The organism is Glycomyces sambucus, from assembly GCF_900102815.1.
Taxonomy (GTDB): domain Bacteria; phylum Actinomycetota; class Actinomycetes; order Mycobacteriales; family Micromonosporaceae; genus Glycomyces; species Glycomyces sambucus.
Genome location: NZ_FNGF01000003.1, coordinates 550,032 through 566,278, shown reverse-complemented (window position 1 = coordinate 566,278; position 16,247 = coordinate 550,032). Strand labels below are relative to the sequence as shown.

At 73.2% G+C, this 16,247-nt stretch carries 11 protein-coding genes; 2 read left to right on the top strand and 9 right to left on the bottom strand.

Annotation, left to right across the window (positions count from 1 at the left end; translation table 11 throughout):
- Window positions 1-8 precede the first annotated feature (8 nt).
- On the top strand, window positions 9-2,804 hold the full coding sequence (locus BLS99_RS12195) for an AfsR/SARP family transcriptional regulator (RefSeq protein WP_176953328.1): 2,796 nt from the start codon (window positions 9-11) through the stop codon (window positions 2,802-2,804).
- A 70-nt stretch (window positions 2,805-2,874) separates the two neighbouring features.
- On the opposite strand, the gene BLS99_RS12190 is transcribed toward BLS99_RS12195, so the two are convergent.
- The 8 genes from BLS99_RS12190 to mqnB form a co-directional block, all read right to left on the bottom strand.
- Window positions 2,875-3,879, bottom strand: a complete 1,005-nt coding sequence (locus BLS99_RS12190) for a flagellar basal body-associated FliL family protein (protein ID WP_091049387.1) — start codon at window positions 3,877-3,879, stop codon at window positions 2,875-2,877.
- A 158-nt stretch (window positions 3,880-4,037) separates the two neighbouring features.
- Window positions 4,038-9,671, bottom strand: a complete 5,634-nt coding sequence (pulA, locus tag BLS99_RS12185) for a pullulanase-type alpha-1,6-glucosidase (protein WP_143034778.1) — start codon at window positions 9,669-9,671, stop codon at window positions 4,038-4,040.
- A gap of 421 nt (window positions 9,672-10,092) precedes the next feature.
- A complete protein-coding gene (locus BLS99_RS12180; RefSeq protein WP_143034777.1) occupies window positions 10,093-10,323 on the bottom strand; it encodes a hypothetical protein in 231 nt (76 codons plus the stop codon).
- A 22-nt stretch (window positions 10,324-10,345) separates the two neighbouring features.
- Complete coding sequence (yidD, locus tag BLS99_RS12175) at window positions 10,346-10,792, bottom strand: membrane protein insertion efficiency factor YidD (RefSeq protein ID WP_218126435.1); 447 nt, start codon at window positions 10,790-10,792, stop codon at window positions 10,346-10,348.
- 580 nt (window positions 10,793-11,372) lie between these two features.
- Window positions 11,373-12,239, bottom strand: coding sequence for an ATP-dependent sacrificial sulfur transferase LarE (larE, locus tag BLS99_RS12170; protein WP_245712234.1), 867 nt, complete (start codon window positions 12,237-12,239; stop codon window positions 11,373-11,375).
- 290 nt (window positions 12,240-12,529) lie between these two features.
- Window positions 12,530-12,928, bottom strand: a complete 399-nt coding sequence (locus BLS99_RS27645; protein ID WP_091049379.1) for a cold-shock protein — start codon at window positions 12,926-12,928, stop codon at window positions 12,530-12,532.
- Window positions 12,929-13,056: 128 nt separating this feature from the next.
- On the bottom strand, window positions 13,057-13,965 hold the full coding sequence (locus BLS99_RS12160; RefSeq protein WP_091049376.1) for a 1,4-dihydroxy-6-naphtoate synthase: 909 nt from the start codon (window positions 13,963-13,965) through the stop codon (window positions 13,057-13,059).
- A 3-nt stretch (window positions 13,966-13,968) separates the two neighbouring features.
- Window positions 13,969-14,583: a futalosine hydrolase gene (mqnB, locus tag BLS99_RS12155; RefSeq protein ID WP_091049375.1), complete on the bottom strand. Its 615-nt coding sequence runs from the start codon at window positions 14,581-14,583 to the stop codon at window positions 13,969-13,971.
- 247 nt (window positions 14,584-14,830) lie between these two features.
- Between mqnB and BLS99_RS12150 the strand changes: the two genes are divergently transcribed.
- Window positions 14,831-15,610, top strand: coding sequence for a DUF3027 domain-containing protein (locus BLS99_RS12150; protein WP_218126434.1), 780 nt, complete (start codon window positions 14,831-14,833; stop codon window positions 15,608-15,610).
- A gap of 201 nt (window positions 15,611-15,811) precedes the next feature.
- Here BLS99_RS12150 and BLS99_RS12145 read toward each other — a convergent pair whose 3' ends face one another.
- The gene (locus tag BLS99_RS12145) at window positions 15,812-16,141 is read right to left on the bottom strand and encodes a DUF2530 domain-containing protein (RefSeq protein ID WP_091049370.1); all 330 of its coding nucleotides are present in this window, start codon (window positions 16,139-16,141) and stop codon (window positions 15,812-15,814) included.
- Window positions 16,142-16,247 lie beyond the last annotated feature (106 nt).

Below are 16,247 nucleotides of genomic sequence, written 5' to 3'. Positions count from 1 at the left end.
GCGGTGACATGCCAACCCTCGACGTGCGCCTCCTCGGCCCCCTGGAGGTCCGCGTCGACGGCGCCGCGGCCGCCGTCCCCCGCGGCAAGACCGCGACGATCCTCGCGATCCTCCTCGACGACGCCAACAGCGTCGTCCCCCTCGACAGCCTCATCCGCGCCGTCTACGGGATCGACCTCCCCCGCGACCCCGACACGCAGATCCAGAACGCCGTCGGGGTCCTCCGCGTCAAGCTCGGTCCCGCCCGCGACCGCGTCGAGACCGTCGGCCGCGCCTACCGCCTCCGCATCGGCGAGGACGAACTCGACCTCCTGCGCTGCAAGGCGAACGAGGACCGCGCCCGCACCCTCGCCCGCGAGGGCCGCACCGGGGAGGCCGCCGCGGCCCTGCGCGAGGCCCTCGCCGAATGGCGCGGCCCCGCGCTCGCCGACCAGTCCGGGACCGCCGTCGAGGCCATCCGCCGCCGCCACGACGAGCACCGCCTCGCCCTCCTCGAACGCCGCCTCGACCTCGACCTGGAGCTCGGCCGCCATGCCGACGTCGTGGACGAGCTCCGGCAGGTCGTCGCCGCCCACGGCACCAGGCAGCGCCTCACCGCGCTCCTCATGCGCGCCCTCCACGGGTGCGGTCGCATCGCCGAGGCCGCCGACGCGTTCGCCGCGTTGCGGACCCGCCTCGCCGACGCGCTCGGCGTCGACCCCGACCGCGAACTCGTGGACCTGCACGCCGCGATCCTCCGCGACGAGCCCGGCACCGGTCCCGCCGCGGCCCCGCCGCCCCGGCTCGTGCCCGCCACGCTCCCGCGCGCCATCACCCGGTTCACCGGCCGCGACGGCGAGATCCGCCTCCTCGACGACGCGCTGGACGCCGCCGACGGGGAGGCCGGCCTCGCGGTCGTCACCGGCATGGGCGGGGTCGGGAAGACCGCGCTCGCGGTCCGGTGGGCGCACCGGGTCGCGCACCGGTTCCCCGACGGGCAGCTGTACTTCAACCTGCGCGGCTTCGACCCGCTCAGCGGCGGCACCGACGCCGCGGCGGTCCTCGCCGAGGCGCTCGCGGCGCTCGGCGTCCCCGCCCACCAGGTCCCGGCGGGCCTCGACGAGCGCGTCGGCCTCTACCGCACGGTGCTCGCGCGCCGCCGCGTCCTCATCCTCCTCGACAACGCCCGCGACGCCGCCCAGGTCCGCCCGCTGCTCCCCGTCGCCCCCGGCAGCTTCACCCTCGTCACCAGCCGCGACCGGCTCGCGGCGCTCGACGCGGGGGAGGGCGCCGACACGGTCGCGCTCGGGCTCATGTCCGAGGCCGACGCGTGGGCGCTCCTGGTGCGCCGCATCGGCCTCACCCGCGCGATGGCCGAGGAGGGCCCGGTGCGCCGGATCGTCGCCGCGTGCGGGCGCCTCCCCCTCGCGCTCACGCTCATCGGGGCGTGGGCGGCCCAGCACCCGTCGTTCGCGATCGCGTCGCTCGCCGACCGGCTCGACCAGACCACGAACGTGTTCAAGGTCCTCGCCGCGGCCGACCCCGGCTCCGACCCGCGCTCGGTGTTCGCCTGCTCCTACCAGGCTCTCGAATCGGAAGCGGCCCAGGCGTTCCGGCTGTTCGGCCTGCACCCGGGCACCGACCTCACCGCGGCCGCGATGGCGAGCCTCATGGGCGCGCCGCAGGCCGACGCGGAGGCCGCCCTGAACGAACTCGCGGGCGTCCACCTCGTCGAGCAGCCCCGCGAGGGCCGCTACACCATGCACGACCTGCTGCGCGCGTACGCGAAGGAGCGCCTGCACGAGGAGGTCGCGCCCGAAAGGCGCGCGGCCGCGGCCGACCGGCTCCTCGACCACTTCCAGTACTCGACCGCCGCCGCCGACGCCCTCCTCAACCTCCACGGCGGCCTCCACGACCCCGGCTTCCCGGACTCCGGCGGCCCCGACCCCGGCGCCGTCCTCGAACCGGTCGCCACCGCCCCCGCGGCCGCCGCCTGGTACGACGCGGAGTACGACGTCCTCCTCGGGCTCGTCCTCGCCGGCGACGGCGGCGACGCCCGCACCTGGCGCCTCGCCTGGCACCTCGCCGAGTACATGCTCGGCCGCGGCCTCGGCGACGACCTCGAAGCCGCCCAGACCGCCGCGCTCGCCGCCGCCGAACGCCGCGGCGACCCCTTCGGGCAGGTCGTCGCCCACGGGTACCGGGCCGCCGCGGCCATGCTCCGCGGCGACAAGGCCGCCGCCGACCGGCGCCTCGCCCGCGCCACCGCCGTCGCCGACGCGACCGGGCAGGCGTGGGCGAAGGGCTTCGCGTGCTACGGCCCCGCCGTGCGCGCCGGCAAGGACGACCGCGACGCCGACGCCCTCGAATACGGGCGCCGCGCCCTCGCGCACTTCCGGGAGGCCGGGGACCGGTTCTGGGAGTACCGGGCGGTCGCGCTCGTCGGCTGGCACAGCGCCCGCATCGGCGCCGTCGACGAGGCCCGCGCCTGCTTCGACCGGCTCCGGGCCGCCGCCGAGGAGGCCGGCGGCGACGCCGGCGCCGCGTACGCGAGCCTCGGGTACGGGCTCATCGCCCAGCGCGAGGACCGCCTCGACGAGGCCCTGCGCCACTACGGCGCCGCCGAGGCCGGGTTCGCGGCGCTCGGTATGGACGGCAGCGTCGCCTGGTCGGCCGAGCACGTCGGCGACGCCCTCGACGCGCGCGGCGACGGTGCCGCCGCCCGCGAGCGGTGGCGCGCGGCCGAGCAGGTGTACGTCCGGTTCGCGGCCGCCGCCGACGCCGACCGGGTCCGGGCCAAGCTCCTCGCCCGCGCCGCCCGCTGAACGCCGCAGGGCCCCGGCCGGAGGCCGGAGCCCTGTCGAAAGCCGGAGCCCTGTCGGAACCTGTCGTGCCTCAGGCGGTCTCGGCGTCGAAGTCCGTCGCCAGGAGCGCGTCGACCGTCGACTGGTACGAGTCGGTGCCCGACTGGGCGACGCTCGCGATCCCCAGGAACCCGTTCACGCCGTCCACGTCGACCACCAGGATCGCCGTGTCCTCGAACGTGTCCGTGCTGCCCGTCGTCGACGTCCACGAGTTCCGCCAGGTCGCGAGCACGCCGGGCTTCCCGTCGACCTCCACGTCCTGGTAGGCGATCTCGGTCATCTCGTAGCCCTGCACGGAGCCGAACGCGCCGTCCAGCCACACCTCGGCGGCGCCGGCCGCGCTCGCGTTCAGGTCGGCGGGGTCGTACCGGGCGGTCGCGCCCGAGAACAGGCCCACCCCGAAGAAGGAGATCCACTCCTCGGTGTGGAAGAACGCGTACGCCTCCGCGTCGGTCTGCGGCTCGCTGCTGTAGCCCGGCCCGTAGTACGGCTGCCAATCGCCCTCGGGGATCGGCGTGAGCGACCCGATCGACGTGACCGTCAGGCTCGTGCCCGACGGCAGGGGCGCCTCCTCCTCGGGGGCCTCCTCGCCGGTCTCGCCGCCCTCGTCCTCAGGTGCGGACTCCTGCGAGGTCGTCGAGTCCTCGGCGCCGGCGAGTTCGCCCTCGTCGCCGCGGTCGCCCAGGAACCAGTACCCGCCGAACGCGCCGAGCGCCATGAGCAGCACCACGCCGATGACGAGCAGTGCCGTCCCGCCGCCGCCCTTCGTCGTCGCCTGCACCGGCGGCGGCCCGTACCCCTGGTAGGGGTGGTAGGGCTGGTTCGGGTCGTAGCCCTGCTGCGGGTAGTACTGCGCGTTCGGGTCGTACGGGGAGCCGCCCGGGAGCTGCGTCGTGGGCGGACCGGGCGAGTAGCCGGGGTCGGGCCCGACCTGGCCCGGCACGTAGCCCCCCGGGGGCGCGGCGGGCTGGGACTGGCCGTAGGGGTCCGGTGCGCCCGGGGGCACCGCGCCGGGGTCGTGCGGGGGGTACGTCATGGACCGATCGTATCCGGACCGCACCGCCGGTGTCTCCATGCGTTTTCTGAGAAAAGTGAAGGCCGGGGGACGCTAAACCGGGACGGGTGAGCACCCGCCCCGGTTTCAGGGATCCGAAACTAATCCCCAGTATCACCGACCTGTCAATATCGAAATCGTTAGCTCGTGAACACGGCCACCGTCCGGGCCGGCACCGTGAACGTCCCGGTCGCGTCGTCGAACGTCGCCTCCCCGAACACCGGGTCCGCCGAGTCCTCCAGGACCGGGTGGAGCCCCGCGCCCGAACCGGCCGCCTCGGCCACCGTCTGGTCCACCGCCTCCGGGGAGGCGTTGAACACCACGGTCACCGCGTCGAACGCGTCGTCCAGGCCGTCGAGGTCGATCCGCATCGTGATCACCCCCGGCGCCTCCGCGGCCGTCCCCGACAGCGGGAACGACACGCGGTCGGCGACCGCCTCGCCCGTGCCCAGGCTGAACGCCGCCGTCGAGGACGCGATCCGCAGCAGCTCCGCGTACCGGTCGCCCGCCAGCGCGATGTCCGCGCACGAGGGCGCGTCCACCGCCGCCACCGCGGCCTCCGCGTACGGCCACTTCGCCTCCGTCGTCCACGCCGGCGGCAGCCCCGACCCGAACCCGTTCGAGGACGACCCGAAGCCCTCGGCCCCGGTGCAGTCCCAGCGGATCGCGTTGAACCAGTCGCCCGAGTCGTACGAGTCCCGGTCCAGCGACTTCGACCGCAGCAGCTCCGACCCGGCCGTCACGAACCCGGTGCCCTGGCTGAGCACCGCCGTCGCCAGGCTCAGCACCTGCATGCGCGCCCGGTCGGTCCCCGGCGTGTCCGGCCCCAGCTTGTACGCGAGGGCGTCGAACAGGATCTCGTTGTCGTGCGCGTCGACGTAGTTCACCGCCTCGCCCGGGTCGTCGGTGTAGCCCGCGCCCGCCCCGTTGTAGTCGAGGTCCGCGCCGGTCACCTCAGACCCGTCCGAGGCCGTGAACGCGTAGTCGGCGAGGTTCCCGACCAGGCCCAGCTTCACCAGGTCCTGGGCGTGCAGCAGCGCCGCCAGCTCGTCGTCGGTGGCCTCGCCGTCGTTGTCGGCCGTCCAGGCGCCCGAACCGAAGCCCTGCACCGTCGGGTCCGCGTCGAACGGGCCGCCGCCGCGCACCGCGTCGCGCATCCGGTCGTTGAACGTCCCGATCCCCGTGCCCGCCATGTTCGCCTGCGTCGCCTGCTCGAACAGGGCGTCCCCGGCGACCTCGCCGAAGTCCCAGCCCTCCCCGTACAGCAGGACGTCGTCGTCCAGGGCGGCCTGCACCGCGAGCAGGTTCGACCGCGGGTGGTGCCCCATGAGGTCGAAGCGGAACCCGTCCACGTGGTACGCGTCCTGCCACAGCACCGTCGAGTCCACGATGAAGCGGTCGAACATCGGCCGCTCCGTCGCGGTGTTCGCGCAGCACGTCGACGTGTACACCTCGCCGTCCGCGTCGAGCCGGTGGTAGTAGCCCGGCACGACCCGGTCGAGCACCGACTTCGCGGCGGTCCCCGACGCGGCGGTGTGGTTGTAGACCACGTCGTTCACCACCCGCAGCCCCAGGTCGTGCAGGGCCGCCACCATCTCCCGGTACTCCAGGATCCGCTGCACACCATCGGGATCGGTCGCGTACGAGCCCTCCGGGGCGTTGAAGTGCAGCGGGTCGTAGCCCCAGTTGTAGGCGTCGTCGGCGCGGACCGCCCCGACGCACGCCTGCTGCTCGGTCGAGTCCGCCGCCATCAGGTCCAGATCGCAGTCCACAGTGGCCTGATTCGTCTCCGGGATCGACGCGATGTCGAACGTCGGCAGCAGGTGCACGTAGTTCAACCCGGCGTCGGCGAGCTCCGCCAGGTGCCGCACCGACACCGAGTCGCCTTGCGTGAACGCCGCGTACGTGCCGCGCAGCTCCTCGTCCACCGACGCGTCCGCGATCGAGAAGTCCCGCACGTGCACCTCCCACACCTGCGCCTCGGCCGGATCGACCTCAGCGGGCGGATCCTCGCGGTCCCAGCCGCGCGGCTTCAGGTCCGAATCGTCCAGGTTCACGATCTGGCTGTGCGTCGAGTCCGCCGCCAGCGACAGCGAATACGGGTCCGTCACCGAGTACGACTCGACCTGCTGCGAGGCCGGATGCCACACCTCGACCGCGAACCGGTAGTACTTCCGGTCCCAGCCCTTCGCGCCCTTCACCGTCCACACCCCCGTCCGCTCCGAGAACGACATCTCGTGCACCTCTGGAGAAGTGTCCTCAGGGGAGTCGAACAGCTCCACGCTCACCGACCGCGCCGTGGGCGCCCACAGCGACAGCTGCGGCTTCTTCCCCTTCCACACCACGCCCAGGTCCGCGTCCAGCGCCGCCGCGTACACGTCGTCGATCGCACCCGCCGCCTGCACGCCCGTCGCGTACCAGGCCAGCCCGGTGTGGTCCCGCTCGACCGCGACGAGCTGCCCGCGCAGGGCCTCCCGGACCGCGTCGCCGTCCGCGTCCACGTCGAACGCCCGGTAGCCCCAGTACGCCGGCCACGCCCGCCGCTGCGCCTCGGTGAGGCCGCCCTTCGGGGTGAGCGCGATCGTCTCGAACGCGCCGGTGAGGGCGCCGTCCTCGACCGCGATGGAGCCGTCGGCGCTGGCGAGGAGTTCGAAGACCTTCCCGTCCGTCGCCTCCGTGTCCAATGCGATGGTGTCGGCGTCGAGCCAGACCGCCTGCTCCTTGGCGAGGTCGAGGTCCTGGCCGCGGCCGGTGGAGGCCCCTGCGGGCCGCACGTAGCCCTCGGTGGCGGCGGTGAGCCACACCTCCTGGCCGTACTCGGCGAACACGAGCCGCTGGTCGGTCGGGAGGTCCTTCTCGTCGCCGTTGTGGAGGATGTAGGAGAGCGCCTCCGCGCCGTCGGCGAGGTCCACTTCGTAGACGGCGCCGAACGAGTCGGTGCGCGCCGGCTGGAGCCCTGCGTTCCAGTCGGTGGGGTCGGCGGCGCCCTCCCAGGTGTGGAGGGTCCAGCCGTCGTGGTCGCCGTCCGGGCGCTGGTAGTGGAGGACGGCCTTGCCGTCGGCGGCGGCCTGCGTGGCGTGGGCGCCGGTCGCGGTCACCCAGGTCTCGCCGAGCCGCGAGGGCGTCAGGAGCACGTCGGCGTCGGAGAGCTTGGTGTCACCGGCGTGCACGATGAGGCCCATCTCGGCGTCGAGGTCGTCCACAGGCACGTGCCAGTAGCGGCCCCACGCGTCGGTGCCGTCGGGCGGACGCGGTGCGTCCCAGTCGGTCGCGACCCCGTCGGCGAGGGCGTCACCCCACAGGTGCAGGCCCCAGTCGGTGCCGTCGTCCGGGGCGTGGACGGTGACGTACCCGTTGGCCTCGGCGAGCGAGTACGCGATGTCGCCGGTCCCGGCATCGAGCCAGATCTCCGGATTCGCGCCCGGGTCGAACGACCGGTCGGCGGGGTGGTCCTTGTCCCCGTCCTCGTCGATGACGAGGAATCCGACCTCGTTCGCGTCCTCGGTGAGCTTGATCGGTGCGAAGGAGCCGTAGGAGTCGGTGCCGCTGAACGGGTTCGACTCGGGCCAGACGGTGCTCGACTCCTCGGCGACGTCGCCCCACACGTACAGGCCCCACTGCTCGGGGTCGCCGTTGTAGTGCACGTTCGCCCACGTGAGCGAGCCGCCGGCCTGCGCGGGCGTGGCGACCGCGGTGGTCGCTTTCGCGGACGCGGTGCGCCCGCTCCGGTCGACCGCGACGGCCTTGAACTCGACGCTCTGGTCCCCTTGCAGCCCAGCGAGGTCGTAGGCGATGCGGTGGTCGGGGCCGGGGGAGGTCCCGATGTAGGTCCAGTCGCCGCCGTCCACGGAGGCGGCGAACGCGACGCGCGAGAGCGGGTCGCCCGCGACCTCGGCGCTGACGTGCGCGGTGGTCGCGGACTCGGCGGCGACGGTGAGGGTCACGGCCGGCGCGTCACCGGAGGCGACGGGGTCGTCGGCGCGGAAGACCGCGGCCGACAGCGGCGGGATCGTGATCTGCGCGGTGCCGTCGGCGGCGTCGATCGCGCCGTCGCCGTAGACGGGGGTGAACGTGTCGGAGTCGGTCTCCACCTCGACGGTCCGCGCCTCGGTCGCGTTCGACACGGCCACCAGGTACTCGACGCCCTCGGCGTCGGCGATGCGCGAGAACGCGAACACGCCGTCCGCGGCGGCGCGGGTGGTCTGGGTGCCGTTCGCGAGGGCCGGGTGGTCCTGGCGGAGCTGCCCGAGTTCGCTGATGGCCTGGTAGATCGGGTGAGTGGTGTCGTAGCGGTCGTCGGCGTGGGTGGCGTCGGTGCCGATGAGCTCGTCGTCCAGATACTCGTCCACTTCGGACGCGAACATGGTCTGGCGCGAGTAGTCGTCGCCGCCCGAGCCGGTGAAGCCCTGCTCGTCGCCGTAGTAGACGACGGGCTGGCCGCGGGTGAGGAACATGAGCTGCTGGGCGAGGATCGCCCGCTGCGTCCAGGTCGCCTCGTCGGTGCCCTCGACGATGGTGCGGCCGACGCGGCCGATGTCGTGGTTCGACACGAAAGTGGGCATCGACAGCGCGTCGGTGCCCTCGGCGCTGAACAGCGGGTCGGACTCGTACACGGTCGCCAGGCCCTCGGCCCCGGAGGCGCCGGTGGCGAAACCGGTGGCGGCGCCGTGGAACCCGAAGTCGAGCACGGCGTCCAGGTCCCCTTGGCGCACATAGGTGCTGGTGAGCACCGGGTCGCCGGAGTAGACCTCGCCGAACGCGAAGAAGTCGATCCCCTCGGCCTCGGCGGCGTTCCTGATCCCGGCCATGAACTGCGGCCAGAACTCGAGGTTCACGTGCTTGGCGGTGTCGAGCCGGAAGCCGTCCACACCGGACTCGGCGATCCAGTCGGCGTAGACGTCGATCCAGCCGTCCACGACCTCGGGGCGCTCGGTCCACAGGTCGTCGAGGCCGGAGAAGTCGCCGTACGTGGAGGACTCGCCGGTGTAGGTCGAGTCGCCGCGGTTGTGGTACATCGTCGGGTCGTTGAGCCACGCGGGGGACTTCGCGTCCTCTTCTCCTGCTTCGAGAACGGGCGTGTACGCGGATCCCTCGACGGTGACGGCGGGGAACTCGTCGGACCCGGCGTAGTTCGCGTCCTCGAAGGCCCGGCCCTCGGCGTCGGTGTACGGTGAATCCTCTTTGGACACGTACCCGGTCGCGTCCTCGGCGGGCTCGATGATGTCGGCGGTGTGGTTGACGACCACGTCGAGGTAGATCTCGATGCCCCGCTCGTGGGCGGCGTCGATGAGGCTCTGGAGTTCGGCGTCGTCGCCCAGGTGCGGGTCGACGGCGGTGAAGTCGGTGCCCCAGTAGCCGTGGTAGCCGGCGCCGGTCCAGGTCTCGGAGACCTGCACGGGCTGGTTGACGACCACGGGGGTCAGCCAGATCGCGGTGGTGCCGAGGCCCTCGATGTAGTCGAGCCGCTGCTCGACCCCGGCGAGGTCGCCGCCCTGGTAGAACATGCGCTTGGTCGGGTCGTAGCCGGTGGTCGCGGCGTCGCCGTCGAGGGCGCCGGTGTTGTTCGAAGGGTCGCCGTCCGCGAAGCGGTCGGTCATGACGAAGTAGAACTGCTCGGCCTCGTCCGAGGGGGCCTGGGCGAGGGCGGCGAGCTGCGCGTCGGCGGGCTCCTCGGTCCAGGAGCCGTCGTCGGGCGGGTCGCCGGGGCCGGTGCAGGCGGTGAGTACCAGGGCGGCGCCCAGCACTCCCGCCGCTGTTCGGGCGGTACGCGGCATTGCGCTTCATCCTCCGGGGGTCGATCGGGGGGTTCGGGGGGCGTCCAGTGACGGGTGACGCACCCCGTGTGCGCAAGAACATACCATCTATGAAATTTCCTTACAAGATCCTGATAATCCGTTGCGGCGGCACGGCGGCACGGCGGCACGGCGGCACGGCGGCACGGCGGCACGGCAGTACGGCAGTACGGCAGCGCGGCAGTACGGCGGCATGGCCGCTTCGCGGCGAGCGGCGTGGTCGGCGAGCAACGACCCTCGACCGGTGCACGCCGAGTCAAGATCATCGCGTCATCTTCTGGCTCGCCGCGCCGTCCGGCTCACCGCGCCGTCCGGATCGCCACACCCGGCGGAGACGCGAGAAGCCCCTGCGGACGCGAGAAGCCCCCCGCGGTGCGGAGGGCTTCGGTGCGCGCGGAGGGAGCTAGTGGCGCTCGTCCTCAAGGTGGCGGGTCGGGACCGGACCGGAGTGCTCGTAGTAGACGGTGCTCACCGGCACGGGGAACGCGGACGTCCCGAACGGCGACGAGGCGCCGATGTGGCCGGAGGTGAACTCACCGATCTCCAGGTGCCCGGGCTTGACCGGACGGGAGCGGGTCTTGGCGGCCTTCTGGGCGGGGGCGCTCTCGCGGCCCACCAGGTTCGAGTCACTCATGACCTGGATCTTAACGGGCGCCTCAGCGGCCGGGAACCGGATCACGGGTGCCTCGGGTCACGCCCGGCCGGCACCGCAGGACGCGCGCGGCGGCCAGGCGTCCGCCCGCCGACAGCCCGTACCGGGAGACGGCCCGGTACCCGTAGCCCGAGCAGCTCGGCACGAACCGGCACTGGACCTGCACGCGCGGGGAGAGGAACCGGCGGTACCAGGCGATGGCCCGGAGCCCGAACCGCCGCGGGCCCGGGCGGTGACCGGTGCGGGCGCGCTCCAGCCGTTCCGGCGTCAACCGTCCGAATCCGAAGGCCCCCAGGAGAAGTGAGTGGAACGGTCCGGGGTCGGTGGCCCCGCCGCACGCGGCCGCGCAGGCGTTGCACGGTCCGCCCGGATCGCACGAGGCCGCCAGCGGCTCGCCGCACCCGGTGGCGCAGCCCGCCTGGTACACGCTGACGCACCCGGAGATCTCCACCCGACAGTTCTACACGCCCCGCACCCCGTCCGCTTGCGGCACGGCGGGTCTGCGCCGGTGCGGCCCCGTCCGACCGGCTGCGGTGCCACCTCGGGGCGGGCCCGGCCCGCGCCGATCCCTCCCGCGCCCGCGCTCGCCGCATCGTCGATTGGGGAGGGTTGGGACGGGCTCGTGCCGGTGCAACCCGCACCACCCGTTATGGGTCGAACACCCCTGTATCAGGGAATTGCCAGGTTCGGTACAGGGCCCGCCCAGTCTCGTACTCCACGGTGAAGTCCTCGGGGAATGAGGGGTTCCCGAGGGGTTATGGACCCGGTGGGGCCTCCGGACTCATCCTCCACTGACGATCGCCGCCGGCCCTACCGGGTGCCTCCGCTCCATGACCTGAACGCAGACCCGAATCCCAACCGCAACCCCAACCCCAACCCCAACCCCAACCCCAACCCCAACCCCAACCCGAGTCTGAATCGCATTGCGCCGCAGTTCAACCCCTGTCACACCCATACGTCAGGGTTGTTGAACGGGGGGCCCATCACTCGGAACATTTCGGGAATATGCCGAAATATCCACCCGCCCAGCGCTAGCGGTACCGCTCCGGATCCGGCAGCAGCTCGTTCATCGCCCCCGACCGGAACCCCTGCGCGTCCAGCCGCACCTCCGCGAAGCCCGTCACGGCCTCCAGCAGTGACGGCCGCGCCGCCACCTCGGCCACCAGCTCGGCGTCGATCTCCACCCGTGCGGCACCGCCGCCCATATCGCGCACCCGCAGGTTGCGCACCGGGATCGACGCCTCGCCGAACGCGCCGCGCAGGGCCTCCTCGGCCTCGGCGACCCGGCGCAGCCCCTCGGCCGTCACCTCGACCCCGTACGCGATACGGCTCGCCAGGCACGCCGCCGCGGGCTTGTCCCAAGTGGCCAGTCCCCACGCCCGCGACGCGGCGCGGATCTCGGCCTTGGTGAGCCCGGCGTCGGCCAGCGGCGTGATCGCCCCTGCCCCGGCGGCCGCGCGGATGCCCGGCCGGAACCCGGCCGCGAGGTCGTCCGCGTTGGTCCCGGTCGCGACCGCGCCGATCCCGCGCGCCGCGGCGAGCGGGCCGACGACGCTCATCAGCTCGGTCTTGCAGAAGAAGCAGCGGTCCCCGGCGTTGGCGCGGTAGCCCTCCCGGGACAGCTCGTCCGTCGCCGGCGCGTGGTGCGCGACCCCGAGCCCTTCGGCGAACGCGCGCGCCCGGTCGAGTTCGGCGAGCGGCAGCGACGGCGAGACGGCGGTGGCGGCCTCGACCCGCTCGGGACCGAGGGCCCGGACGGCGGCCGCGAGCAGGAACGCCGAGTCCGCGCCGCCCGAGAACGCCACCATGAGCGAGGGCAGCGCGGCGAGTCGCGCGAGCAGCGCGTCGACCGCGCCGGACGCGGCAAGGGCTGCTTGGGGAGTCGCCTGAGAGGTCACCGCACGAGCCTATCCCGGCACACGCGTCGTGCCGTTTTCCACGGATATAACGGAAATGTCCCTACCAATGGGCCCCCGGTCGACAACCCTGCCCCAAGGGTCCGACAAGCGGGGAGTCGCGAGTCCTCCACGGATTCGGGCCGGTATAGGCGGACCGTGCGGCGCTGCGCGCCGTCCCGGACCTTGGCCTGGACCGGCGGCTCGAAATCCGCTCCGCCTAGGAGCACCGTGCGGACCGGACGCTCGCGGTCGGCGCCGTCCCGGGCCCTCGCCCGGACTGGCGGCTCCGGCTACTCGAGGTCGGTGGCGACGGCGCGGAGGAGTTCGGCGATCTTGGCGCCGGTCTTGCGGTCGGGGCGGCGTCCGCGCGAGAGCGGCGGCATGACCTGCTGTTCGAGCACGCCGATGAGGTCCTGGAGGAGGCTGTTGAGCTCCTCGGGCGAGCGCTTCGGCGACTCGGGGACCGCGGTGGCGCCGGCCTGCGGGGCGGCCAGCACGTGCAGGCCCATGGCCTGGACGCCCCGGCGCGTGTCGATGATGCTGTACTCGACCTTCGTCCCCTTGGCGAGTTCCTCCACGCCTTCGGGGAGCGCGTCGCGATGCACGAAGACGTCCTTGCCGCCGTCGTCGCGGGAGACGAATCCGAATCCCTTCTCGGCGTCGAACCATTTCACTCGACCACTGGGCACCGCTGAACCTCGAACTTCTCTCTCTTGCCGGCTACTGCTGCGTCCGTCAAGCCTAGCGTGGCGTGAACCGAACGGTCCGGACCGTCCGGGTGACAGCGCGGCCACGAAGCGCGACCCGTCCTCGGGCGCTAGGGGATCGCGATGCCCAGCTCGGGGACGAGCCCGAGTTCGGCGGCGCCGCCGAGGAGGCGCCGGACCGCGGCGCGCCCCTCGTCGCCCAGGTCGCGGGAGAACTCGTTGACGTACAGCTCGATGTGCTTGCGGCACACCTCTTCGGACATCTCCTGGGCGTGCTCGGCGATGTACGCGCGGCTGTCCTCGGGGTGCGCCCAGGCGTGGTCGAGGGAGGCGCGGATCGCGGCGGTGATCGCGTCGGTGTCGAGGTGGGACTTGGCGACGATCGCACCCAGCGGGATCGGGGCGCCGGTGCTGCCCTCCCACCATTCGCCGAGGTCGACCATGGAGCGGAGGCCGTACTCGCCGTAAGTGAACCGGGCCTCGTGGATGACGAGCCCGGCGTCGTAGCGGCCTTCGCGCACCGCGGGCATGATCTGGTCGAAGGGCACGACCTCGACAACCACTTCGGGGCTCCCGAGGTTGCGCAGCCACAGGTTGAACAGGAGGAACGCGGTGCTGCGGTCGGAGGGGACGGCGATCTTGCGGCCTTCGAGGTCCGCGAGCCCGCCGGGGCCGGTGAGGACCAGCGGCCCGCACCCGCGCCCGAGCGCGCCGCCCGCGGGGAGCAGCCGCCATTCGGGGCCGAGGTGCGGCAGGGCCGCGTAGGAGACCTTCGCGACGTCGAACTCGCCTCGAGCGCAAGCGGAGTTGGTGACGTCGATGTCGGCGAACGTCAGCCGTGTGGCGGGGGCGCCGTCGATGAGGCCCGAGGTCCACGCGTGGTAGATGAAGGTGTCGTTCGGGCACGGCGAGTGCGCGAGGTGCAGCGCGCCGCCCTCCGAAGCGCCGACCGCGGTGGCGCTGGACGTCGTGCCGTCGTGCCGCGCATCGCCTTCGAACGGGATTCCCAGTGCGACCATTGCCTACAGCTCCCTGACGGCGGCGGTGAGGGACTTCAGGGCCGAGCCCCAGTCCCAGCCTTCGACGTTGCGGTCCCCGACGAAGTTGGAGACGGTCCGGATCTCGGCGAACGGCAGGCCCGCCTGCTGGGCGGCCGTGGCGACGCCGAAGCCCTCCATGGCCTCGCCGACCGCGTCGGGGTACCGGTGGGCGAGGTTCGCGGCCTGCCCGTCGGAGCCGGTGATCGAGGCGAGGGTGAGGATCTCGCCGCGCACGCCCTCGACGGCGACGGTGAGGACGGTGTTGCACCCGATCCGGTTGGTGCCGAAGCCGATCTCGTCGATGGGCTGGAACCGCCAGGGGAGGGCCACGCCGAGCTCGGCGTGGACGGAGTCGGTGGCGATGAGCACGTCGCCGATCTTCGCGCGGCCGGTGAACGCGCCGCAGATGCCGGCGTTGACGACGACGTCGTACGCGCGGCCCATGTGGCTGTTCTCGGCGATGGTCCGCGCGGTGGCGGCAGCGGCGGCGGCCGGGCCGACGCCGCAGACGAGGATGTCCAGCTCGTGGCGGAGGGAGCGGCCGGCCTCGACGGCCTGCGCCTCCTCGGCGACCGCGCACACGACGAGTATTCGCATGGGTGAAACGGTACCGGCCCGCGGGCCCCCGCGGCCTCCGCAGGGAACGTGGCGCCGGACGCAGACGGGCCGCCGGGCCGGTCGCAGGGCAGCCCGCCGTTCACCTCTGGGTGAGGAGCCCCGGTTCCAAACGTCCCTCGGGGGTACGACATTTCCGCCCCTGCGCGCCTCAGGTGTGGCGCATTCCCCTCTCACCCGGCCGCACCGACCGCCGGTCCCCGCCGCGAGCTGACCTATGCTTGAAGGCGTGCCTGACAGCTCCACCGCCGCCGCCAAGACCCGGACCCGCAAACCGCGCCTGGACCGGGCCCTCGCCGATGCCGTCGACCAGGCCCGCGAGGCCGCCGAAGAGGCCGGTGACGGGATCGGGGAGCACCTGAGCGTCGAGGCCGAGTCCGAGCGGGTCGTCACCCACTACTTCGAGTGCACCCTGCCGGGCTACCGCGGCTGGCGCTGGGCCGTCGTGCTCACCCGCGCCCCGCGCGCCCGCGCCGCCACCGTCTCCGAGTCCGCGCTGCTGCCCGGCCCCGACGCGCTCCGGTCCCCCGCGTGGGTGCCGTGGGCCGACCGCCTCCAGGGCGGCGAGGTCGGCACCGGCGAGGTCCTCCCCACCGATGACGACGACGACCGGCTCATGCCCGCCTACCAGCTGTCCGACGACGACGCCGTCGAGGACATCGCCTACGAGCTGGGCCTGGGCCGCGAGCGGGTCATGAACCGCGAGGGCCGCGCCGAGACCGCGCAGCGCTGGTACGACGGCGACCGCGGGCCCACCGCCCCGATCGCCGAGGCCGCGCCCGCGCCGGCCCGCTGCGGGACCTGCGGGTTCTTCATGCCGCTGGCCGGTTCGATGCGCCTCGCCTTCGGCGCCTGCGCGAACCTCTACTCCTCCGAGGACGCCCGCGTCGTCTCCGCCGACCACGGCTGCGGCGCGCACTCCCAGATCAGCGAGTTCGTGGACACGACGCCGCAGGGCGTCGAGAAGTCCGAGATCGTCTACGACGACGAGGGCTCCGAGATCCTGTAGTCCCCCGATCAGGGGACACTCCGGCCTCAGGGCCCGAGAACTGTCGTACCCCCGAGGGACGTTTGAGACCGGGGCTCCTCACCCAGAGGTGAACGGCGGGCTGCCCGCCGATCGGCCTCGTCCCCGCTTCGCCCCGAATCGCCGTACGCGCTGAGCCGACTCCGCGGGTGCACGGTGGCCGTCGGCCACGGCAGTTGGTCGTCAGTCGCGGGCGCGCGGGGCCTTGCCGAAGTGGCGCTTGTCGGCGACCGCCATCGCGGCGGTGCCGAGGAGGCCCACGATGACGCCGGTGAGGGCGCATGCGCTCCACCATTCGCGGCCCGAGGCCGCGAGGTCGTCGCGGAAGAACTGGGTGAGCACGAGGGCGACCGTCCACACCAGAGTCCCGATGGCGGCGATCGGCGTCATCCGCAGGCGCACCGCGTCGGCGGCCGGCAGCTCGGGCGTCTTCTTCACGCGCTGGTAGGCGGCGCGAGGGTTCGCCGACGAGCCGGACGCGGCCGGGGGCTGGGAGTTTCCGTCGGTGGACACGCTGCCAATGTACGCTGCGACAGTCCCCGCGACAATCGGTCACGCCGACGCGAGTCGGCATCACGTTGGCGCGGACGGGACACCGCCGGGGCCCGCGCCGCCGCGA

What these genes read in the sequence shown, in the direction of transcription:
- BLS99_RS12190 (WP_091049387.1), bottom strand. Translation starts at nt 3,879, where the DNA reads ATGACGTACCCCCCGCACGACCCCGGCGCGGTGCCCCCGGGCGCACCG.
- BLS99_RS12195 (WP_176953328.1), top strand. Translation starts at nt 9, where the DNA reads ATGCCAACCCTCGACGTGCGCCTCCTCGGCCCCCTGGAGGTCCGCGTC.
- mqnB (WP_091049375.1), bottom strand. Translation starts at nt 14,583, where the DNA reads ATGCGAATACTCGTCGTGTGCGCGGTCGCCGAGGAGGCGCAGGCCGTC.
- pulA (WP_143034778.1), bottom strand. Translation starts at nt 9,671, where the DNA reads ATGCCGCGTACCGCCCGAACAGCGGCGGGAGTGCTGGGCGCCGCCCTG.
- BLS99_RS12160 (WP_091049376.1), bottom strand. Translation starts at nt 13,965, where the DNA reads ATGGTCGCACTGGGAATCCCGTTCGAAGGCGATGCGCGGCACGACGGC.
- BLS99_RS12180 (WP_143034777.1), bottom strand. Translation starts at nt 10,323, where the DNA reads ATGAGTGACTCGAACCTGGTGGGCCGCGAGAGCGCCCCCGCCCAGAAG.